Origin of the sequence: Agromyces sp. Leaf222 (genome assembly GCF_001421565.1) — a bacterium.
In the GTDB taxonomy this organism is placed as follows: domain Bacteria; phylum Actinomycetota; class Actinomycetes; order Actinomycetales; family Microbacteriaceae; genus Agromyces.
This window is the reverse complement of record NZ_LMKQ01000001.1, coordinates 2,013,520-2,035,098: the sequence shown is the minus strand read 5'-3', so window position 1 is coordinate 2,035,098 and position 21,579 is coordinate 2,013,520. Positions and strand designations below refer to the sequence as shown.

20 protein-coding genes are annotated in these 21,579 nt (G+C 69.3%); 5 read left to right on the top strand and 15 right to left on the bottom strand.

Features of this window, described 5'->3' with window-relative positions; translation table 11 throughout:
* Window positions 1-83: 83 nt before the first annotated feature.
* Together rpsD and ASE68_RS08965 are read right to left on the bottom strand one after the other, a co-directional pair.
* Window positions 84-707, bottom strand: a complete 624-nt coding sequence (rpsD, locus tag ASE68_RS08970) for a 30S ribosomal protein S4 (RefSeq protein WP_055857549.1) — start codon at window positions 705-707, stop codon at window positions 84-86.
* A 199-nt stretch (window positions 708-906) separates the two neighbouring features.
* Window positions 907-2,400, bottom strand: coding sequence for a replication-associated recombination protein A (locus tag ASE68_RS08965; protein ID WP_082462139.1), 1,494 nt, complete (start codon window positions 2,398-2,400; stop codon window positions 907-909).
* Window positions 2,401-2,533: 133 nt separating this feature from the next.
* On the opposite strand from ASE68_RS08965, the gene ASE68_RS08960 reads away from it, so the two are divergent.
* The 3 genes from ASE68_RS08960 (at window position 2,534) to ASE68_RS08950 (ending at window position 5,474) form a co-directional block, all read left to right on the top strand.
* Complete coding sequence (locus tag ASE68_RS08960) at window positions 2,534-3,325, top strand: peptidylprolyl isomerase (protein ID WP_055857547.1); 792 nt, start codon at window positions 2,534-2,536, stop codon at window positions 3,323-3,325.
* Window positions 3,326-3,416: 91 nt separating this feature from the next.
* On the top strand, window positions 3,417-4,649 hold the full coding sequence (locus ASE68_RS08955; RefSeq protein WP_055861051.1) for a DUF349 domain-containing protein: 1,233 nt from the start codon (window positions 3,417-3,419) through the stop codon (window positions 4,647-4,649).
* Window positions 4,650-4,871: 222 nt separating this feature from the next.
* Window positions 4,872-5,474, top strand: a complete 603-nt coding sequence (locus ASE68_RS08950; protein WP_055857545.1) for a hypothetical protein — start codon at window positions 4,872-4,874, stop codon at window positions 5,472-5,474.
* Window positions 5,475-5,514: 40 nt separating this feature from the next.
* Here the strand turns inward: ASE68_RS08950 and ASE68_RS08945 are convergent, their stop codons facing one another.
* The 11 genes from ASE68_RS08945 to pdxS form a co-directional block, all read right to left on the bottom strand.
* A complete protein-coding gene (locus ASE68_RS08945) occupies window positions 5,515-7,773 on the bottom strand; it encodes a bifunctional (p)ppGpp synthetase/guanosine-3',5'-bis(diphosphate) 3'-pyrophosphohydrolase (RefSeq protein WP_055857544.1) in 2,259 nt (752 codons plus the stop codon).
* 71 nt (window positions 7,774-7,844) lie between these two features.
* A complete protein-coding gene (gene secF, locus ASE68_RS08940) occupies window positions 7,845-8,864 on the bottom strand; it encodes a protein translocase subunit SecF (protein ID WP_055857542.1) in 1,020 nt (339 codons plus the stop codon).
* Window positions 8,864-10,597 (bottom strand): protein translocase subunit SecD, encoded by a 1,734-nt coding sequence (gene secD / locus ASE68_RS08935; RefSeq protein ID WP_055857540.1) that lies wholly within the window; start codon window positions 10,595-10,597, stop codon window positions 8,864-8,866. Before secD ends, secF begins: the two co-directional genes overlap by 1 nt.
* Window positions 10,598-10,662: 65 nt before the next feature.
* Window positions 10,663-11,031, bottom strand: coding sequence for a preprotein translocase subunit YajC (gene yajC, locus ASE68_RS08930; RefSeq protein ID WP_235480805.1), 369 nt, complete (start codon window positions 11,029-11,031; stop codon window positions 10,663-10,665).
* 99 nt (window positions 11,032-11,130) lie between these two features.
* Window positions 11,131-12,171 carry a Holliday junction branch migration DNA helicase RuvB gene (ruvB, locus tag ASE68_RS08925; RefSeq protein ID WP_055857534.1) on the bottom strand — a complete coding sequence of 347 codons (1,041 nt, stop codon included), beginning with the start codon at window positions 12,169-12,171 and terminating at the stop codon, window positions 11,131-11,133.
* Complete coding sequence (ruvA, locus tag ASE68_RS08920) at window positions 12,168-12,791, bottom strand: Holliday junction branch migration protein RuvA (protein ID WP_055857533.1); 624 nt, start codon at window positions 12,789-12,791, stop codon at window positions 12,168-12,170. The genes ruvB and ruvA overlap by 4 nt, the downstream gene beginning before the upstream one ends.
* Window positions 12,788-13,399 carry a crossover junction endodeoxyribonuclease RuvC gene (ruvC, locus tag ASE68_RS08915; RefSeq protein ID WP_200921686.1) on the bottom strand — a complete coding sequence of 204 codons (612 nt, stop codon included), beginning with the start codon at window positions 13,397-13,399 and terminating at the stop codon, window positions 12,788-12,790. Before ruvC ends, ruvA begins: the two co-directional genes overlap by 4 nt.
* Before the next feature lie 10 nt (window positions 13,400-13,409).
* Entirely contained in the window at window positions 13,410-14,171 is a 762-nt protein-coding gene (locus ASE68_RS08910; RefSeq protein ID WP_055857529.1) for a YebC/PmpR family DNA-binding transcriptional regulator, read from the bottom strand.
* A gap of 129 nt (window positions 14,172-14,300) precedes the next feature.
* Window positions 14,301-14,849, bottom strand: a complete 549-nt coding sequence (locus ASE68_RS08905) for a DUF1697 domain-containing protein (protein ID WP_055857526.1) — start codon at window positions 14,847-14,849, stop codon at window positions 14,301-14,303.
* A 94-nt stretch (window positions 14,850-14,943) separates the two neighbouring features.
* A complete protein-coding gene (gene pdxT / locus ASE68_RS08900) occupies window positions 14,944-15,594 on the bottom strand; it encodes a pyridoxal 5'-phosphate synthase glutaminase subunit PdxT (protein WP_055857524.1) in 651 nt (216 codons plus the stop codon).
* A complete protein-coding gene (gene pdxS, locus ASE68_RS08895) occupies window positions 15,591-16,481 on the bottom strand; it encodes a pyridoxal 5'-phosphate synthase lyase subunit PdxS (protein ID WP_055857522.1) in 891 nt (296 codons plus the stop codon). Before pdxS ends, pdxT begins: the two co-directional genes overlap by 4 nt.
* Before the next feature lie 122 nt (window positions 16,482-16,603).
* Between pdxS and ASE68_RS08890 the strand changes: the two genes are divergently transcribed.
* Window positions 16,604-17,974: an aminotransferase class I/II-fold pyridoxal phosphate-dependent enzyme gene (locus tag ASE68_RS08890; protein ID WP_055857520.1), complete on the top strand. Its 1,371-nt coding sequence runs from the start codon at window positions 16,604-16,606 to the stop codon at window positions 17,972-17,974.
* Window positions 17,975-17,981: 7 nt separating this feature from the next.
* On the top strand, window positions 17,982-18,833 hold the full coding sequence (pdxY, locus tag ASE68_RS08885) for a pyridoxal kinase PdxY (protein ID WP_055857519.1): 852 nt from the start codon (window positions 17,982-17,984) through the stop codon (window positions 18,831-18,833).
* A 77-nt stretch (window positions 18,834-18,910) separates the two neighbouring features.
* Here pdxY and ASE68_RS08880 read toward each other — a convergent pair whose 3' ends face one another.
* Together ASE68_RS08880 and thrS are read right to left on the bottom strand one after the other, a co-directional pair.
* A complete protein-coding gene (locus ASE68_RS08880; protein ID WP_055857517.1) occupies window positions 18,911-19,495 on the bottom strand; it encodes an HIT domain-containing protein in 585 nt (194 codons plus the stop codon).
* Entirely contained in the window at window positions 19,492-21,435 is a 1,944-nt protein-coding gene (gene thrS / locus ASE68_RS08875; RefSeq protein WP_235480804.1) for a threonine--tRNA ligase, read from the bottom strand. The genes ASE68_RS08880 and thrS overlap by 4 nt, the downstream gene beginning before the upstream one ends.
* Window positions 21,436-21,579: the final 144 nt, after the last annotated feature.

The window sequence follows — 21,579 nt, the reverse complement described above, 5'->3', positions numbered from 1 at the left end:
GTCCGGATGCCGCGGGCCGACGCCCGGAGACGACGCAGGGGCCGCGGAGAGAACTCCGCGACCCCTGCCCGACGAACGCTGGATCAGCGAGCGGCGTAGTACTCGACGACGAGCTGCACTTCACAGGTCACGGGGACCTCGGCGCGCTTCGGACGGCGAACGAGCGTCGCCTGGAGCTTGTCGAGCTCGACCTCGAGGTAGCCCGGGGTCTTGGGGAGCACGTCGACGTGACCGCCGGCGGCGGCGACCTGGAACGGCTCGGTGCCCTCGCTGCGTGCCTTGACGTGGATGAGCTGGCCCGGCTTCACGCGGAAGGAGGGGCGGTCGACGAGCTGGCCGTCGACGAGGATGTGACGGTGCACGACGAACTGGCGCGCCTGCGTGATGGTGCGGGCGAAGCCGGCGCGGAGCACGAGGGCGTCGAGACGCATCTCGAGCAGCTCGACCAGGTTCTCACCGGTCTGGCCCGCGGTGCGCTTGGCCTCGACGTAGGCGATCTTCAGCTGCTTCTCGCGGATGCCGTACTGGGCGCGCAGACGCTGCTTCTCGCGCAGACGAACGGCGTAGTCGCTGTCCTGCTTGCGCTTGGTGCGACCGTGCTCGCCGGGAGCATAGGGGCGCTTCTCCATGTAGCGCGCGGCCTTCGGGGTCAGGGCGACACCGAGGGCGCGGGAGAGGCGGGTCTTGCTACGTGACTGGTTCGACACGAATGTCCTTTCGGAAGAATCTCAAGTGAAATCGCGGCGCGAACGTGCGCCGGAAACTGTGTCAGAGGGATTCGCCAAGGGTGGATCGGCTACAGATCGCACCCGTTCGCCGGTGATTCCCTCGCAGCCGCGCTCGAGAATCAGGCTTCAGGCCAGCGACCATCGTACCACGACGGCCGCCGCGGGCTGTCGTCGATGACTAGCGCCCCTTCGACGCCCCGCGCACGATGCGGCGGAGCTTCGCCAGGCGCGACGACACCTCGCGCTCGTTGCCGTGCTCGGTCGGCTCGTAGTACACCGCGCCCCGCAGCGAGTCGGGAAGGTACTCCTGCCCCACCACGCCGATCGGGTCGTCGTGCGGATAGACGTAGCCCTTGCCGTGCCCGAGCCGCTTCGCCCCGGGGTAGTGCGCATCGCGCAGGTGCTTGGGCACCCGCCCGGCCTTGCCCGCGCGGACATCCGCGATGGCCTTGTCGATGCCGAGGTAGGCCGCATTCGACTTCGGCGCCGTCGCGAGGTGCACGACCGCCTGCGCGAGCGGGATGCGCCCCTCCGGCATGCCGATGAACTGCACCGCATCGGCGGCCGCGACCGCCACGCCGAGCGCCGTAGGATCGGCCAGGCCGATGTCCTCGGAGGCGAGCACGATGATGCGACGGGCGATGAACCTGGCGTCCTCTCCGGCCTCGATCATGCGTGCGAGGTAGTGCAGCGCGGCGTCGACGTCGCTGCCACGCACCGACTTGATGAACGCGCTGATGACGTCGTAGTGCTCGTCGCCGTTGCGGTCGTATCGCAGCAGCGCCCGGTCGACGGCACGGGCCACGAGTTCGGCCGTGATGACCGCACGCGGCCCGACCGCGACATCCGACCCCTGGCCGTCGGCGCCGTCAGCGCGGTCGTCGGCGCTGTCGTCGGTCGTGTCGGCCGGCACGTCGCCCTCGTGTGCGTCAACGCTGCTCGCCGGCTCGGCACCTGCTGCGGCATCGGCTGCGCTTCGGGCGTCTGCGAGCACCCCCGCCGCGGCGACGGCCGCCGCCTCGAGCGCGGTGAGGGCACGCCGCGCGTCGCCTGAGGCGAGCCGCACGATCGCCGCGCGGGCCTCGGGTTCGAGGTCGACGGCGCCGGAGAGCCCCCGTGGATCGGCGACGGCGCGATCGACGAGCACGCCGAGGTCGTCGTCGGAGAGGAGCTCGAGGGTCAGCAGCAGCGAACGCGAGAGCAGCGGCGAGATGACCGAGAACGAAGGGTTCTCGGTCGTGGCGGCCACGAGGATCACCCAGCCGTTCTCGACGCCTGGCAGCAGGGCGTCCTGCTGGGCCTTGGTGAAGCGGTGGATCTCGTCGAGGAACAGCACCGTCGAGACGCCGTAGAGGTCGCGGCTCGCCCGCGCCTCCTCCATGACCTGGCGCACGTCGCGCACGCCCGCGCTGACGGCCGAGAGTTCGACGAACTTGCGCCCCGAGGATCGCGCGATCGCCTGTGCCAGCGTGGTCTTGCCGGTGCCGGGCGGACCCCAGAGGATCACGGAGACCGACCCGGACTCCCCCGTTCGATCACCCGCGAGGGCGACGAGCGGCGACCCGGGAGAGAGCAGATGACGCTGCCCCGCGACCTCGTCGAGACTCGTCGGGCGCATGCGAACGGCCAGCGGGGTCGCGCCGGAGCGCAGGCCCTGCGCGGTGTTCACCATGCGTTCCAGCGTAGCCGCGGCATCCGACACCCGAGACGGACGCCGACGCGGCGACCCGACGGCGCGGACGATTGGTGCCGGAACCCGCGCTTGCGTAGAGTCTGCTCGCAGGAGTCCCCCCGAAGGAGCATGCGTGGTATCCAACGACCGTCAGGCGCGCGAGGAACGAGCGCGACTTCGCACCTACCAGGCACGACAGCGGGTGCATGAGGGCAAGATCCGTCGTCGCACGCGCGACAACGTGATCGCCGCCGTCGCACTCGTCGTGGTGCTCGCACTCGCGACCGCGGCCCAGCTGTTCTTCTTCAACGGCGGTCCAGGCACGCCCGAGCCCGTCGCGAGCCCCGAGGCGACCACCGCTCCCCCGACCGATGCCGCGGGCCAGAACACGGGCGACGTGCCCTCGTCCGACATCGCCGAGGGTCGCACGTGGACCGGAACCCTCACGCTGAACGACATCCCGCTCGGCATAGAGCTCGACGGCGCCGCAGCGCCGCAGGCGGTCTCGAGCGAGATCAGCCTGATCCAGTCCGGATTCTACGACGGCGTCTCGTGCCATCGCCTCACGACCGACGGCATCTTCGTGCTGCAGTGCGGCGACCCGAACGGCGACGGCTCCGGCGGCCCCGGCTACAGCTACGGCCCGATCGAGAACGATCCCGCCGACGGCGTCTACCCGGCGGGCACGATCGCCATGGCCAGGCAGGGCGGCAACGCCTACAGCCAGGGCAGCCAGTTCTTCATCGTCTACGGCGACACGACCCTCCCCTCCGAAGACGGCGTCGGCGGGTACACCGTGATCGGCAAGGTCACGAGCGGGCTCGACCAGCTCACCGCCGGTGTGGTCGACGCGGGTGTCGTCGACGGCGCCACCGATGGCGCGCCGGTCGTTCCGGTCGCGATCACATCCGTGACCGTCGAGTGACCTGCGCCCGCACCCCCGCCCGGTGGTGCAATAGGGTTGGAACCGTCAATGCCGCCCGATGGGCGGCTTCAGAGCACGACAGGGTGAGGCCGTGACCGATTCAGCACAACAGCCGTGGGGACGCGTCGATGAGACGGGCACCGTCTTCGTTCGCACGAACGACGGTGAGCGCGAAGTCGGGCAGTACCCCGACGCCACGCCAGAAGAGGCGCTCGCCTACTTCGAGCGCAAGTACGCAGACCTCGCGGGCCAGGTGACCCTCCTCGAGCAGCGCGCGCGACGCGGTGCTCCCGCGGCGGATGTCGCGAAGGCGGTCGAGACGCTCAAGACCTCCGTCGCCGCGGCTCATGCCGTCGGCGATCTCGAGGCACTCGCGAAGCGGCTCGAGGCGCTCTCCGGCACCACCAAGGAGCTGACCGAGCAGCAGCAGGCCGAGGCGAAGGCCGCGCTGGCCGACGCCCTCGCCGAGCGCGCGCGCATCGTCGAGCAGGCAGAGACGCTCGCCGCTCAAGACCCCGCGAAGACGCAGTGGAAGCAGACCAGCGCCGAGCTCGACGCCCTGTTCGCCGCATGGCAGCGCCATCAGCAGGACGGCCCCCGCCTTCCGAAGAACGACGCCAACGACCTGTGGAAGCGGTTCCGCGCCGCACGCTCGACGATCGAGACGCACCGCAAGGCGTTCTTCGCCGACCTCGATGCCTCGCACCGCGACGTGCGCACGCGCAAGCAGCGCCTGATCGAGCGCGCCGAGGCCCTTGCGCCGCGCGGCGCAGACGGCATCGGCGACTACCGCCTGCTGCTCGACGAGTGGAAGCAGGCCGGCCGGGCCGGCAAGAAGCTCGACGACGCGCTCTGGGCGAAGTTCAAGGCCGCCGGCGACGTGCTCTTCGGCGCCAAGGCCGAGATCGACGCACGCGACGACGAGGAGTACCAGGCGAACCTCACGGCCAAGCTGGCCCTGCTCGACGACGCCGACAAGATCCTCGGCGAGAAGGACCCCAAGCAGGCTCGTGCCGCCCTCAACAAGGTGCAGCGCGAATGGGACGAGATCGGTCGTGTCCCCCGCGATCAGGTCCGCCCCGTCGAAGATCGCCTCCGCAAGGTCGAGAACCACGTGCGCTCACTCGAAGATGAGCGGTGGGAGCGTGAAGACCCCGAGAAGAAGGCCCGCTCCGAGGGCATGCTCGGCCAGCTGCACGACGCGATCGCGAAGCTCGAGGCGGATCTCGCCGCCGCAGAGGCCGCTGGCGATGCCCGCGCCACCGCCGAGGCCCGAGAGGCGCTCGAGGCGCGGCGCGCCTGGCTGAAGGCCGTCGGAGGCTGATCGACTCCACGATTCGTGATGGCCCTCGGCCGTGACACCTGCGGGTGTCGTTGCCGGGGGCCATCGTCGTCTCCGGCTCGGCGTCGGCCGCGTTCTCGGCTCGCGACGTTCACGAACCGGGCGGGCTTGCAGGCGTCCTCGGAGATGCGCCGGCATCCCGAGTTCTCCACAATCGGGCCCGCGCCCTGAATCGGCGCCACCGCTGACGCGATCATGGGGAGCATGGCGAAACTCTCCTCCGTGCTCGGTACCGATGACTTCTCGATCGCCGAGCTCTGCGCCGCCAGGATCGACGGCGACCTCGTCGCGATCGCCGGAGCCTGGGCCCCGATCGACGAACCCGACGTACCGGCGTTCCGCGCCCTCGTCGTCGCGCACAGCGCCCCGCGGGCACTCGTCATCGAACGGATGTCGGCCGCCTGGGTGCACGGGGCACGCGTTGCGCCACCGCGCACTGCCCAGTTCTGCGTTCCGATCGACGCGCGCATCTCGATGATCGCCGATCCGGCGCTCACGGTTCGCGAGGTCCGCATCGACGACTCCGAGGTGGTCTCGTTCGACGGCGTCAGGTGCACCTCACTCGTACGAACCTCGTTCGACCTGCTGCGCGACACCTCCGTGACCGATGACGAGACGGTCGAGGTGGTGGCCTCATTGCTCGACGAACACCATGCACTCGAGCGGGCGGTTCGCCTGAAGCTCGAAGCAACGTCCCGGTTGCCGCACAAGGCACGCGCATCCGCAAGGCTCGACCGCGCGGCGGTTGTCTGCGGGCGCCGACCTGCGTCGCGGGCGAGTCGGGACGGCCAACACGGCCCGGCATGAACCGATGAGCCAGGCGCCCGACGCGCGGATGTCTCGGAGCTCAGCCGTCGCTGACGCGGTAGACGTCGTAGACCGCATCGATGCGGCGAACCGCATTGAGCACCCGGTCGAGGTGGGTGGTGTCGCCCATCTCGAAGACGAAGCGACTGAGCGCCAACCGGTCGGTCGACGTGGACACGCTCGCCGAGAGGATGTTCACGTGATGCTCCGAGAGCACTCGCGTCACGTCGGAGAGGAGCCCGGCACGATCGAGCGCCTCGATCTGGATCTGCACGAGGAACACGCTCTTCGAGCTCGGCGCCCATTCGACGTCGATCATGCGTTCGGGCTCGCGCATGAGCGACTGCACGTTGTGGCACGTCGACTGGTGCACCGAGACGCCCGACCCGCGCGTGATGAAGCCCACAATGGCATCGCCGGGCACCGGGGTGCAGCATCTGGCGAGCTTCACGAGGATGTCGGGAGCGCCACGCACGAGCACGCCGGAGTCCGAGTGCCGCTGCGCGGTGCGCGAGCGCGTGGGGATCGGGAGCTCGGGTTCATCGCCCTCTTGGGCATCGCGAACCAGTGCGACGACCTTCTCGAGCACGGATTGCGTCGAAACGTGGCCCTCGCCCACCGCGGCGTACAGCGCCGAGACGTCGTCGTAGCGGAGTTGCGCGGCCACCTCGGCGAAGGAGTCCTGGCTCATCAGCTTCTGCAGCGGCAGGTTCTGCTTGCGCATGGCCCTGGCGATCGCGTCGCGCCCCTGCTCGATGGCCTCGTCGCGTCGTTCCTTCGTGAACCACTGACGGATCTTGTTCCGCGCGCGGGGGCTCTTGACGAAGCCGAGCCAGTCCTGGCTCGGACCGGAGTCGGGGTTCTTCGAGGTGAAGACCTCGACGACGTCGCCGCTCGCGAGCGTGCTCTCGAGCGGAACGAGACGTCCGTTGACCTTGGCGCCCATCGTGCGATGCCCGACCTCGGTGTGCACGGCGTACGCGAAGTCGACGGGCGTCGCGCCCGATGGGAGCCCGATCACGCGCCCCTTCGGCGTGAAGACGTAGACCTCCTTCGCACCGATCTCGTATCGCAGCGAGTCGAGGAACTCCCCAGGGTCGGCGGTCTCGGCCTGCCAGTCGGAGATGTGCGCGAGCCACGCCATGTCGGTCTCGTTCGCGCTCGTGCTCGCGGAGTCGGTGCGGCTGCCGGTGGCCATCCGCTCCTTGTACTTCCAGTGCGCCGCGACGCCGTACTCGGCACGCTGGTGCATGTCGTGCGTTCGGATCTGGATCTCGACCGGCCGGCCCTTCGGCCCGATGACGGTCGTGTGCAGCGACTGGTAGAGGTTGAACTTCGGCGTCGCGATGTAGTCCTTGAAGCGACCGGGCACCGGGGTCCACCGGGCGTGGATCGAGCCGAGCACGGCGTAGCAGTCGCGAACGGAGTTCACGAGCACCCGGATGCCGACCAGGTCGTAGATCTCGTCGAAGTCACGGCCTCGCACGATCATCTTCTGGTAGATCGAGTAGTACTGCTTGGGCCGGCCCGCCACCTTGCCGCGGATGCGAGCGCTCTTGAGGTCGTCGTTCACGAGGTCGATGACCTGCTGCACGAACTCCTCGCGCTGGGGCGTGCGCTGCTTGACGAGGCTCTCGATCTCGGCGTAGAGCTTCGGGTAGAGCACCGCGAACGAGAGGTCTTCGAGTTCCCACTTGATCGTCTGGATCCCCAGTCGGTGCGCGAGCGGCGCGTAGATCTCGAGCGTCTCGGTTGCCTTGCGGGTCGCGGATGCCGCAGGCACGAAGCCCCAGGTGCGCGCGTTGTGCAGACGGTCGGCGAGTTTGATGATGAGTACGCGGATGTCCTTGGACATCGCGACGATCATCTTGCGGACGGTCTCGGCCTGCGTCGAGTCCCCGTACTTGACCTTGTCGAGCTTGGTGACGCCATCGACGAGCATCGCGATCTCGTCGCCGAAATCGGCACGGACCTGGTCGAGCGTGTACGCCGTGTCTTCGACGGTGTCGTGCAGGAGCGCGGCGGCGACCGTCTTCGAGCCGATGCCGAGATCCGCGAGGATCTGCGCCACCGCGACGGGATGCGTGATGTACGGCTCGCCGCTCTTGCGCTTCTGCCCCTCGTGCGCGCGCTCCGCGACCGTGTACGCCCGTTCGACGAGCGCGAGATCGGCCTTCGGATGGTGCATGCGCACCGTGCGGAGCAGCGTGTCGACTGCGCCCGAGGGCGTGGCCTTCGAGAAGATGCGCGGCACGAGCCGACGCAGCGATGCGGTCGAGTTGACCCCAGTCTCAGTCATGCGCACACCTCCGGAACTCAATTATCGTCGCTCCGGAGGCATGCACATGCCGATCTCGCCGAGGGCGGACATCACGCGTTCGCGGGCTCCGCCTCTGAACCGGCCGTTTCGCCGGCCCGTTCGCGATCCTTGAGGACCTTCTGGTCGTGCCGGCGGATCACCGGCTCGCTCTCGCGCAACTGCGAGTAGAGCGGAGCGGCGAGGAACACCGTCGACCAGGTGCCGACGAGGATGCCGATGAGCAGCGCGAGCGAGATGTCGCGCAGCGTGTCGGCGCCGAGCGCGCCTGCACCGATGAAGAGAATCGAGGCCACTGGCAGGGCCGCGACGACGCTCGTGTTGATGGAGCGCACGAGGGTCTGATTCACCGCGAGGTTGACCGACTCGGCGAACGTGCGACGCGACTCGCTGCCGTCCTGCTCGGTGTTCTCACGGATCTTGTCGAAGACCACGACCGTGTCGTACAGCGAGTAGCTGAGGATCGTGAGGATACCGATGGTCGCCGCCGGGCTGATCTCGAAGCCGACGGCCGCGTAGAGGCCGACGGTGACCACGAGGTCGGCGATGAGCGCGAGGATCGCCGCGAGCGACATCTTCCAGGTACGGAAGTAGATCGCCATGATGATGCCCGCGAGCAACAGGAACGCGCCGAGACCGACGAGCGCCTGCCTGGTGACATCCGCTCCCCAGCTCGGGCCGATGAACGACGACGTCACCTCGGACTCGGGCACGTCGTAGGCCTCGGCCAGGGCCTTGCTCACCGCGAGGGAGTCGGCCTGTTCGAGCTGGTCGGTCTGCACGCGGATGCCGTCTGCGCCGACCACCTGCACGATCGTCGTCGCCTCGGGCACCACTTCGGCGACGGCCTCTTGGGCGATCTCGGGATCGGGGTTCGCGACATCCGCGATCTGGAACTGCGAACCACCGCGGAACTCGATGCTGAACTGCACGCCGCGAACCGCGGGCACCAGGATCGAGAGCACGATCAGCACCGCGGCGATGATGTACCACTTCTTGCGGCCGCCGACGAAGTTGAACGAGCGCTTGCCCGTGTAGAGGTCGTTACCGAATGTGGTCAGACGGCTCGCCATCAGGACTCCTTGCCTTCACTCGAACCTGCGCCCGACGTCGCGTGCGCCTTGCGCTCCGCGATGGTCTGACGTCGCTGTGCTTCCTTCGAACTGGACGCCACCTTGCCCGCGGGCACGGCGACCGGCTTGCGGAACTCCGCGCGACCTCGGTAGACGGCGCCGAGGGCGGTCGGGTCGAGGCCCGACCACGGGTTGCCGCTCGAGAAGAACTTCGTCTGCGCGAGCAGCTGCAGCATCGGGTGGGTGAACAGGATCACCACGACGACGTCGATGATCGTCGTCAGACCGAGGGTGTAGGCGAAGCCCTTGACGCTGCCGACCGCGAGCACGAAGAGCACGACCGCCGCGAGGAGGTTCACGCCCTTCGATGCGAGCACCGTGCGGAACGCGCGCTTCCATCCGGCCTCGACGGCGCCAACGAGGGGGCGGCCGTCGCGGAGCTCGTCACGCACGCGCTCGAAGTACACGATGAACGAGTCCGCCGTGAATCCGATCGCGACGATCAGACCCGCGATACCGGCCAGCGAGAGACGGTATCCCTCGCGCCACGACAGGATCGTGATCATCAGGTAGGTGATGACACCGGCGATCACGAGCGACGCGATCGTGACCGAGCCGAGCGCCCGGTATTGGAACAGCGTGTAGATCACGACGAGGATCAGGCCGATGAGGCCCGCGAGCAGACCCGCCTGCAGCTGCGATGAACCCAGCGTCGGCGAGATCGTCTCTGAGGACTGCACGCTGAAGCTCAGCGGCAGCGCGCCGAACTTGAGCTGGTCGGCGAGGGCCTTCGAGGACTCCTGCGTGAAGCTGCCGGTGATCTGCGGGCGACCGTCGGTGATCGCGCCGTTCATCGACGGGGCGGTGAGCACCGCTCCGTCGAGCACGAACGCGAACTGGTCGCGCGGGGTCTGGCCCGAGAGGCCGAAGAGCCGCGTGCTGACCGACGCGAAGTCCTTCGTGCCCTGATCGTCGAACTGGATGTTGACGGCCCACGTTCCGGTGCTCGCACCGGTCTGGGTCTGCACCTGGCCGTTGGTCGCGTCGACGATGTTCTCGCCGCTCGCCTCGACCGGGCCGAGCAGGTACTTGACGGTGCGGCTCTGGTCGCAGGTGACGAGGGGCTCGTCTGCAGGTGCGACGTTCGTCGCGGCATCGTCGAGCGTCGAGCAGTCGAAGGTGTCGAACTCCTCTTGCAACGCGGGGGTCACCCACGCCGGGTCGCTGCCGTCGGTCGGAACCGCGGTCGGCGTCGACGAGAGCTCCTCGGCAGGATCGGTCGCCGCCGGGTCGTCGGTCGGGCTGATCTGCTGGTTCGTCGCGGCGTCGGACAGCAGCACCGCACGGAGCTCGAGCTTCGCCGACGACTCGATGCGCGCACGCGTCTGGTCGTCGAGCTCACCCGGGATGCGAACGACGACGTTCGACCCCTCGGTGTTGATCTCGGGCTCGGCGACGCCCGAGGCGTCGACGCGCTGGCGGATGATCGCCACCGCCTGGTCGAGCTGCTCTTGCGTCGCGGTCTGGCCGCTCTCGAGCTGAGGCTCGAGGATGATCTGCGTGCCGCCCTCGAGGTCGAGCGCGAGCTTGGGCGTCCAGGAACCACCGCCCCAGATGACGCCGGCAGCGTTGATGGCGAAGAGGCCGACGATGATGACACCGAGCCAGGTGAGCGATCGCCAAGCCTTGCGAACGGACGCCGGACGCGACGACCGCTTGGAGGGTGCAGCCACAGGTTCTGCTTTCTTTGCAGGAGCCCACGCCGAATCGACGTGGGCCGTTCCTCGGAAGGTGGGGGTTAGTCGTCCGACTTCTTGACGTCGGGAGTCGTGTCGCCGGGGGTCTCGGTGGTGTGCGCCTCGTCGCGCTCACCGAACTCGGGCTCGCGCTCGAGCGCTTCGGGAGCCGCGGTCTCGTCGTCGGTGACGGCGGGCTCGACCACGCGCGCGACGGTCTGGCGGTGCACGGTCAGGACCGTGCCGGGCGAGACCTCGAGCTGCACCTGGTTCTCTTCTTCGTCGATCGAGACGATGGTGCCGTAGACGCCGAAGTTCGTCATGACGCGTGCGCCGGGCTGGACCTTCGACTGCAGCTTCTGCGCTTCGGCCTGACGCTTGCGCGAGTTGCGGAACATGAAGAAGATCAGCACCGCCAGGACGGCGAGCATGATGATAGTGAACGGATCGAGCGTCATGAGGGGGTAGGACCTTCCGGAGTGCGGCGTACCGCACGAAGTCGACGGCGGCGAGGACGAAGCCTCATTGGATTATAGGTCATCGATCGGAAGCGCCGTGCCGCCCTGCGAGAGGCCGAAATGCCGCCATGCCTCGGGGGTGGCGACACGGCCGCGAGGGGTGCGCGTGATCAGGCCGATGCGCACCAGGAAGGGTTCGACGACCGCCTCGATGGTCTCGGACTCCTCGCCGACCGACACCGCGAGGGTGTTCAAGCCGACGGGCCCGCCGCCGAACCTCGTGAGGATCGTCTGCATGACCGCTCGGTCGAGCCGATCGAGTCCGAGGGCGTCGACGTCGTAGAGGTCGAGCGCCGCCTCGACGGTGGCGAGGTCGGCGCGGCCGGTGTGCACGAGCGCGTAGTCGCGGACGCGTCGAAGCAGCCGGTTCGCGATTCGGGGCGTGCCCCGGCAGCGGCCGGAGATCTCGACGAGCGCATCGTGGTCGACGTCGAGCCCGAGCATGGGGGCGGCGCGCGCGAGGACCTGTTCGAGCTCGGCGTCGTCGTAGAACTCGAGGTGAGCCGTGAAGCCGAAGCGGTCGCGCAGCGGGTTCGGGAGCAGGCCCGCCCGCGTCGTGGCTCCGACGAGGGTGAACGGCGAGAGGTCGAGCGGCACGGAGGTCGCGCCGGCGCCCTTGCCGACCATGATGTCGATGCGGAAGTCCTCCATGGCGAGGTAGAGCATCTCTTCGGCGGAGCGGGCCATGCGGTGGATCTCGTCGATGAAGAGCACCTCGCCCGGAACCAGCGAGCTGAGGATCGCGGCCAGGTCGCCGGCGTGCTGGATCGCGGGGCCGCTCGACATGCGCAGCGGCCGACCGCTCTCGTGGGCGACGATCATGGCGAGCGTCGTCTTGCCGAGCCCGGGAGGGCCGGCCAGGAGGATGTGGTCGGGCGTGCGCTGCTGCAGCGTCGCCGCGGTGAGCAGCAGCTGCAGTTGCCCGCGCACGCGAGTCTGGCCGACGAACTCGGCGAGACTGCGTGGACGAAGTGCGCCCTCGAAGGCCAGCTCTGCCTCGGAGGCGAGCACGGGGTCGGTGAGGTCGACGTCGCCGCCGACGGCGTCGCTCATCGCGACCGCCCGACGGTCTGCGCCGGGCCGAGCCGGGCGAGCGAGAGGCGGAGCACGGCCGGGATCGAGGCCGCGTCGGCGGCAGAGGCCTCGGCCATCACCTCGTCGACGGCCTCGACGGCCGCACGTTCGGTCCACCCGAGACCGGTGAGCGCCGCCAGCACGCTGTCGACCACACCTCGCGACGCCCCCGCCACGACGGGCACGTCGACGGCGTTCGGCGCGACGAGCTTGCCCGCCAGCGAGACGGTGATGAGCTTCGCGGTCTTCGGGCCGATGCCCGTGACCTTGCGGAACGCGGCATCGTCGTCGGCGGCGATGGCCGTGGCGACCTGCGACGGCGACAACGCCGAGAGCACGCCGAGCGCAGAACGCGGACCCACGCCGGTGACCCCGATGAGCAGTTCGAACACGTCGAGCTCGTCACGCGTGCCGAATCCGAACAGCGTCAGCGCGTCTTCGCGGACGATGAGCGTCGTGTGCACGAACAGCTCGTGACCGACGCGAGCCTCGAGCGCGAGCGCGGGCGTCGTGTTCACGTGCATGCCGACTCCGCCGACGTCGATCACGAGCGAGGTACCGGCAGCGACGAGCACTGGCCCGCGGAGGGAGGAGATCACTCCTTCACCCTACGGGCCGCCCCCGACACGGCGGCGGAGCGCTCGGCGGCGAGCCATGCGCGTTGCGCGGGCGTGAGGGCGCTGCGCGCCGCGGCATCCGGATCGGCTGCGTCGATGACGGCGGCACCCTGGAGCCCGCCGGTACGCCACGCGTGACAGATCGCCAGCGCGAGTGCGTCGGCGGCATCGGCGGGCTTCGGCACGGCGTCGAGGCCGAGGATCCGGGCGACCATGGCTCCGACCTGCGCCTTGTCGGCGCGCCCGTAGCCCGTGATCGCTGCCTTCACCTCGCTCGGGGTGTGCAGCGCCACCGGCAGTCGGCGCCGCGCGGCGAGCAGCATCGCCACGCCGGAGATCTGGGCCGTGCCCATGATGGTCGACACGTCGCTCCGGGCGAACACGCGCTCGAGTGCCACCGCCTGCGGGCGATGCTCGTCGAGGATCGCCTCGAGTCCTTCGGCGATGCGCACGAGCCGGTTGGGCGTGTCGAGGTCGGCGGGCGTGCGCAGCACGACGACGTCGACGAGGCGAGCCGTGCGGTTGGGCTCGACATCGACCACGCCCACTCCGCATCTGGTGAGCCCCGGGTCGATGCCGAGCACCCGCACGGCGATCGGCCTACTCCTCCGACTCGAGCTCGGCCTGGACCTCGGCCGAGAGGTCGAAGTTGCTGTAGATGTTCTGCACGTCGTCGCTGTCTTCGAGCGCGTCGATGAGGCGGAACACCTTGCGAGCGGTCTCGGCGTCGATCTCGACCTTGAGCGACGGCACGAACGCCGCGTCGGCCGAGTCGTAGTCGATGCCGGCCTCCTGCAGCGCGGTGCGGGCAGCGACCATGTCGGATGCCTCGGTGATGACCTCGAAGGTCTCGCCCTCGTCGGTGACCTCTTCGGCGCCCGCGTCGAGCACCGCGCCGAGCACGTCGTCTTCGGTCAGGCCGTCGGACTTGGCCACGACGATGACGCCCTTGCGTGCGAAGTTGTAGGCGACGGAACCGGGGTCGGCCATGGTGCCGCCGTTGCGGCTCATGAGCGTGCGCACCTCGGCGGCGGCACGGTTCTTGTTGTCGGTGAGGCACTCGACGAGCAGGGCGACGCCGTTGGGGCCGTAGCCCTCGTACATGATCGTCGCGTAGTCGATGGACTCACCGGTGAGTCCTGCGCCGCGCTTGATGGCCCGATCGATGTTGTCGTTGGGCACCGAGGTCTTCTTCGCCTTCTGCACGGCGTCGACGAGCGTCGGGTTGCCCGAGAGGTCGGCCCCGCCCATCTTGGCGGCGACCTCGATGTTCTTGATGAGCTTCGCGAACGACTTGGCACGGCGCGAGTCGATGATCGCCTTCTTGTGCTTGGTCGTCGCCCACTTGGAATGCCCGGACATGCGTCTCCTGAATCGAATCCTCCGCGACCGATGCGTTCCGGTTCGCGCCACACCATTCTAGGTCAGGGCACGTTCGGGCCGGGTTCAGGCCGGGCCGCGTCGACGCAGGGCGCCCACGCGCGGCTCGGGTCAGGCGAGCAGCTTGGCGAGCGTCCGCAGATTGCGGTTGGTGGTGCTCGGCTTGTACCTGGCCTTCGCGGTGAGCTTCGAGAACGCGCTGTCGACGCCGCGTTCGCGCCGATTGTGCCAGTAGAGCACGCCGTCGCCCTCGCGCACGAGGTCATCGGCCTCGTCGAGGTCGACAGAAGCCGACGCCAACTCGGCCAGGTGGGCGGCATCCGACCCGAAGAGCACGTACGGATGCCAGCCCTCGCGTTCGGCGTCGAACGGGAACGCCTCGACGACGCGCGCGAGTTCGGCGCGGGTCAGGAGCACGATCCAGGCCTCGTACCCGAATCGTTCGCCGAGCGACCGCTCGATGCGGCGCTTCAGACCGGCGGATGCCCCGGCGTCGCCGTCATCACCGGAGGAGCCCTGCTCGAACGCGACGTTGCCGCTCGCGAGCACCGTTCGCACCGATGCGAACCCCATCTCTTCGAAGAGGGCCTTGAGCTCGGCGGACTTCACGGTGATGCCGCCGACGTTCACCCCTCGCAGCAGCGCGATGTACTCGGTCACGTGGTCGAGGCTAGTCCCGGCCGACGACACGGGCCACGGCACGCACCGATGACCTGGGCGATCGACCGGCGGGATGCCGCGGCATCCGCTCGCGTCAGACCGCCTCGATGCGCGCCCGGACCCTGCCGAGGAAGTACTCGTGGAAGCGGTGCTCCCCCGTGATCTCGGGGTGGAAGCTCGTGCCGATCAGGTTGCCCTGCTCGACGGCCACGACGCGACCGTCGGCGAGCGACGCGAGCGGCGTCGCCGCCGGGCCGACGGACTCGACCACCGGGCCGCGGATGAACACCGCGTGCACGGGCTCCCCGCCGAGCGCCGGAACGTGGAGGTCGGTCTCGAACGACTGGTTCTGCGAGCCGAACGCATTGCGGCGCACCTCGACGTCGAGCCCTCCGAGCGACTCCTGCCCGGCGATCGCGTCGAGCACGGTGTCGGCGAGCATGATGAGCCCTGCGCAGGTGCCGTAGACCGGCAGGCCGCCCGCGATCGCCGCACGCAGCGGCTGCTGCAGACCGAAGAGGCGCGAGAGCTTGTCCATGACGCTGGACTCGCCGCCGGGGATCACCAGGCCGTCGATCGCCTCGAGCTCCGCTGGACGACGCACGAGCGAGACGCGCGCGCCGAGGCCGGCGAGCACCCTCGCGTGCTCGCGGAAGTCGCCCTGCAGGGCGAGCACCCCGACGCGGGGGCCGGCCGAGGCCGAATCCCCCGCGTCGAGCGACTCGCTTCGGAGGTTCGTCGTCACCAGCCGCGCTCGGAGAGGCGGTGCGGTGCGGCGAGGTCGGCGACGTTGATGCCGACCATGGCCTCGCCCAGGCCGCGTGAGACCTCGGCGATGACCGACGGGTCGTCGTAGAAGGCGGTCGCCTTGACGACGGCCGCGGCGCGCGCCTCGGGGTTGCCCGACTTGAAGATGCCGGAGCCCACGAAGACGCCGTCGGCGCCGAGCTGCATCATCATCGCGGCATCCGCGGGGGTGGCCACGCCGCCGGCCACGAAGAGCACGACGGGGAGCTTGCCGGTCTCCGCGACCTCGAGCACGAGCTCGTAGGGCGCCTGGAGCTCCTTCGCGGCGACGTAGAGCTCGTCCTTCGTCATCGAGCGGAGCACGTTGATCTCGGAGGAGATCTTGCGGATGTGCTTGGTCGCCTCGGAGACGTCGCCGGTGCCGGCCTCGCCCTTCGAGCGGATCATGGCAGCACCCTCGTTGATGCGGCGCAGGGCCTCACCGAGGTTCGTGGCACCGCAGACGAAGGGAGTGTTGAACGCCCACTTGTCGATGTGGTTCACGTAGTCGGCGGGCGAGAGCACCTCGGACTCGTCGATGTAGTCGACGTCGAGGGCCTGCAGCACCTGCGCCTCGACGAAGTGGCCGATGCGGGCCTTCGCCATGACGGGGATCGACACCTCGGCGATGATCGCGTCGATGAGGTCGGGGTCGCTCATGCGGGCGACGCCGCCCTGGGAGCGGATGTCGGCGGGCACACGCTCGAGGGCCATGACGGCGACGGCGCCGGCGTCTTCTGCGATGCGGGCCTGCTCGGGGGTGACGACGTCCATGATGACGCCGCCCTTCAGCATCTCGGCGAGGCCGCGCTTCACGCGGCTCGAGCCCGTCTCGGATACGGTCACTGGGGAATCCTTTCGGACGTGCGCGGGGACATGCGCAGCGCTTCAGACAAAGAGAATGTTTGTCCTAGGCCAAACGGTAGCATGGGTGCGAGAAGGCCGCACACGACAGGAAGGACGGTGACATGACCGTCGAGATCCAGGGAAGCTCCGCAGCCGAGATCGCCGACAGCCTGCGCACGCTCATCGAGCGCGGCGCGCTCCGACCCGGCGACGCGCTGCCTCCCGTCCGCACCCTGGCCGAGCAGCTCGGCGTCAATCGCAACACGGCCGTCTCCGCGTACCGGCAGCTGACGAACGCCGGCGTCGTGATCACCCTGGGCCGAGGCGGCACCCGAGTTGCGGGCGCCTCCCCCGTGGCTCAGGAGGGCTTCGCCGCCGACACGGCGCTGCGCGACATCGGCACGGGCAACCCCGACGCCTCCTTGATCCCCGATCCGTCGGTCGCGCTCGCGAGCATCGCCCGCCGACCCGTGCTGTACGGCGAGCCCGTCATCGACCCCGGCCTCGAGCAGTGGGCCCACGCGTGGATCGCCGCCGACCTCCCCGAGTCCACCCCCATGCGCATCACCGTCACCAGTGGCGCCGCCGACGCCGTCGAACGGCTGCTCGCCCAGGCGCTCACACGCGACGACGCCGTCGCCCTCGAGGACCCGTGCTTCCTCACGAGCATCCACACGGTGCGCGTGGCGGGCTACCGTCCGGTTCCCGTCCCCGTCGATGACGAGGGCATGACCGTCGAGGGCCTCCGTACCGCGCTCGAGCAGGGGGTTCGCGCCGTCATCTGCACGCCGCGCGCGCAGAACCCGACGGGCGCGAGCCTCTCGGCGCAGCGTGCGGCCGACCTGCGGGCCGTGCTCGCCGAGCATCCCTACGTCCTCGTCATCGAGGACGACCACTACTCGCTGCTCTCTCGCCGCCAGCACCATTCGCTCATCGGCAGTGGCCACCGACGTTGGGCCCTCGTGCGCTCCGTGTCGAAGTTCCTCGGCCCCGACATGTGCCTGGCCGTCACCGCTTCGGATCCCGAGACGGCCGACCGGCTCGCGATGCGCCTCACCCCCGGCACGACCTGGGTGAGCCACCTCCTGCAGCGGCTCGTGCATGCGCTCGCGACCGACCCCGAGGTGCAAGCGGGCATCGAGCACGCCGGCGAGCACTACGCCGACCGCAACATCGCGTTCGCCGACCGACTCACGGCTGAGGGCGTCCCCACCACTCCCGGCGACGGACTCAACGTCTGGGTCCCGCTCGGAGCTCCCGCCCGCGCGGTCTCCGAACAGCTCATGCGCCGCGGATGGCTCGTCCGCCCCGGTGACGAGTTCGCCCTGGGCGACCGCGCGCCGTCCGAGCACCTGCGGCTCACCGTGCACGACCTCGACGACGCCGACCAGGCGAAACTCGCCGCGGACCTCGGCGCCTCGGTGCGTGCCGTGCACACCGGGCGCGGGCGGCACCCGCTCACGGGCCGCCCGGCGGCTCCCGAAGTGCGATGATCGAACGGTGAAGATTCTCTCGATCCAGTCGGCGGTGGCGTACGGCCACGTCGGCAACTCCGCCGCCGTCTTCCCGCTCCAGCGCATCGGCGTCGAGGTGCTGCCGGTCTACACCGTCAACTTCTCCAACCACACGGGCTACGGCGCGTGGCGGGGTCCGATGATCAGCCCCGACGACGTGCGCGAGGTCATCAGCGGCATCGAGGACCGCGGCGCCTTCCCGCAGGTCGACGCCGTGCTCTCGGGCTACCAGGGCGGCGAGGGCATCGCCGACGTCATCCTCGATGCCGTCGCACGCGTCAAGGCCGCCAATCCCGATGCGCTCTACGCCTGCGACCCGGTCATGGGCAATGCGAAGTCCGGATGCTTCGTGGCACCGGCCATCCCGATCCTCCTCCGCGATCGCGTGGTGCCCGCCGCCGACCTGATCACCCCGAACCAGTTCGAGCTCGGATTCCTCACCGACACCCAGCCCGACACGCTCGAGTCCACGCTCGCCTCCGTCGACCTCGTGCGCGCAACGGGCCCCTCGATCGTGCTCGTCACGAGCGTCGAACGCCCCGACCGCGACGCGGGCACGATCGAGATGCTCGCGGTCGACGACTCGGGCGCATGGATCGTGCAGACCCCCCTGCTGCCCATGAAGGCCAACGGTTCCGGCGATGTCAGCGCGGCGCTCTTCACGGCGCACTACCTCCGCACGCGCGATGCCGCCGACGCCCTCGCGCGCACGACGTCGAGCGTGTTCGACCTGCTCGAGCGCACCCACGAGTCGGGTGAGCGCGAGCTGCAGCTCGTCGAGTCGCAGGAGGCCTACGCCCACCCGCGCATGCAGTTCACGGTGACGCAGGTTCGCTGACCCGCGTCATCCGCCCGGTCGTCACGATCGAGCGGATGTCGCGCGCCGGCGCCGTGCGACGAGTCGCCCGCTCGCCCCTACGCGATCGACGCAGGCCATGCCTCGGCGATCGCCACGCGCACGTCGCCGAGCAGCTGGGGAAGCGCCTTGGTGCGCGCGATGATCGGGAAGAAGTTCGCGTCGGACGCCCAGCGCGGCACGACGTGCTGGTGCAGGTGCTCGTCGACGCCGGCGCCGGCCACCGCGCCCTGGTTCATGCCGATGTTGAACCCGTCGCAGCGCGACACCTCGCGGAGCACGCGCATGCCAACCTGGGTGAGCTCGCCGATCTCGGCGACCTCCTCTGGCGTGGCCTGATCGTAGGTCGCGATGTGGCGGTAGGGGCACACGAGCAGGTGGCCGGAGTTGTACGGGAACAGGTTCAGCAGCACGTATGCGGAGCGACCGCGGTGCACGATGAGCCCGTCGGCGTCGGACTTCTCAGGTGCCGCGCAGAACGGGCACGCAGCGCGCATGGCGTCGGCTCCGGCATTGATGTAGGCCATGCGGTGCGGCGTCCAGAGTCGCTGGAACGCATCGGGCACGCCCGGGAGGGTCGCCGCATCGACGAGCCCCTTGACTGCGTCATCCGCAGGTTGGGGGCTCGCCGTGCGGTCGGTCACGCGAGGTCCTCGGCCGTGTTCACGAGCTTGCGACCGGAGATCGCGTCGAGGATGAGCGCGATCGCGTCATCGACGGGCACGCCGTTGGTCTGCGTGCCGTCGCGGAAGCGGAACGACACGGTGCCGCCGGAGCGGTCCTGCTCGCCGGCGATGAGCTGCAGCGGCACCTTCTGGGTGGTGTGCGTGCGGATCTTCTTCTGCATGCGGTCGTCGGAGTGGTCGACCTCGGCGCGGACGCCCTGAGCACGGAGCTTCGCGATGATCTCGTCGAGGTACTCGGAGAACTGCTCGGCCACCGGGATGCCGACGACCTGCACCGGCGCGAGCCACACGGGGAACGCGCCGGCGTAGTGCTCGAGGAGGATCGCGAAGAAGCGCTCGATCGAGCCGAACAGGGCGCGGTGGATCATGATCGGCCGGTGCTTCTCGCCGTCGGACCCGGTGTACTCGAGCCCGAAGCGCTCGGGCAGGTTCGGGTCGACCTGCACGGTCGAGAGCTGCCAGGTGCGGCCGATCGCGTCGCGGGTCTTCAGGTCGATCTTCGGACCGTAGAACGCGGCCTCGCCAGGAACCTCGGTGAGCTTCAGCCCGCTCGCGAGCGCCACGTTGCGCAGCGCGTTCGTGGAGTACTCCCAGAACTCGTCGGAGCCGATCCACTTCGACTTCTCGTCGTCGCGCATCGACAGCTCGAGCTCGAAGTCCTCGAGGCCGAAGTCGCGCAGCATCGAGACGACGAACTCGAGCACCCTGGTCGTCTCGGCCTCGAGCTGCTCGGGGGTCACGAACAGGTGCGAGTCGTCTTGAGTGAAGCCGCGCACCCTGGTCAGGCCGTGCAGCGCGCCGGAGAGCTCATTGCGGTAGACGGTGCCGTTCTCGGCGAGCCGCATCGGCAGGTCGCGGTAGCTGCGCCCGCGCTCCTTGTAGATGAGGATGTGCATCGGGCAGTTCATGGGCTTCAGGTAGTAGTCCTGGCCCTGCTTCGTGATGTTGCCCTCGGCGTCGCGCTCCTCGTCCATCACGATGGGCGGGAACATGCCGTCCTTGTAGGTGACGAGGTGGTTCGAGGTGAGGAAGAGGTCTTCCTTCGAGATGTGCGGCGTGTAGACGTAGGTGTAGCCGCCCTCGATGTGGCGGCGGCGTGCGTGCTGCTCCATCTCGCCGCGGATCACGCCGCCCTTGGGGTGCCAGACCGACAGGCCGGAGCCGATCTCGTCGGGGAACGAGAACAGGTCGAGGTCCTTGCCGAGCTTGCGGTGGTCGCGCTTGGCCGCCTCCTCGAGGCGGTGCTGGTAGGCGCGCAGCTCGTCTTTGGTGGGCCACGCGGTGCCGTAGATGCGCTGGAGCTGCGGGTTCTTCTCGCTGCCGCGCCAGTACGCTCCGGCGACGCGCTGCAGCGCCCAGCCGTTGCCGATCATGCGGGTGTTCGGCAGGTGCGGGCCGCGGCAGAGGTCCTTCCAGGCGACCTCGCCGGTCTTCGGGTCGACGTTGTCGTAGATGGTGAGCTCGCCGGCGCCGACCTCGACGGACTCGTGGTCGTCGCCGGTGCCCTTGCCGTGCCCGCCGGACCCCTTGAGCCCGATGAGCTCGAGCTTGTACGGCTCGTTCGCGAGCTCGGCCCGAGCCTCGTCGTCGGTCACGACCCGGCGCACGAAGCGCTGGCCGGAGCGGACGATGCGGCTCATCTCCTTCTCGAGCGCCTTGAGGTCGTCGGTGCTGAATGCCTCGGCGACGTCGAAGTCGTAGTAGAACCCGTCGGTGACGGGCGGACCGATGCCGAGCTTCGCCTCGGGATTCACCGACTGCACGGCCTGCGCGAGCACATGCGCGGCGGAGTGGCGGAGGATCGAGAGCCCGTCGGGCGAGTCGATCGTGACGGGCTCGACCTGGTCGGCATCCGTCACCGTGGTGGCCAGATCCTTGAGCTCTCCGTTGACGCGCATCGCGACAACGGATCGATCGGTGAAGAGCTCGAAACCGTCGACCACTGTGAACCACTCCCTGTGCGTTGAGATGAACCCTTCAACTGTAGTCGCGCACCGGCGATCGGTTGGCCCCGGCCGGCGTCCGTCGCGCCGCCGACGGCT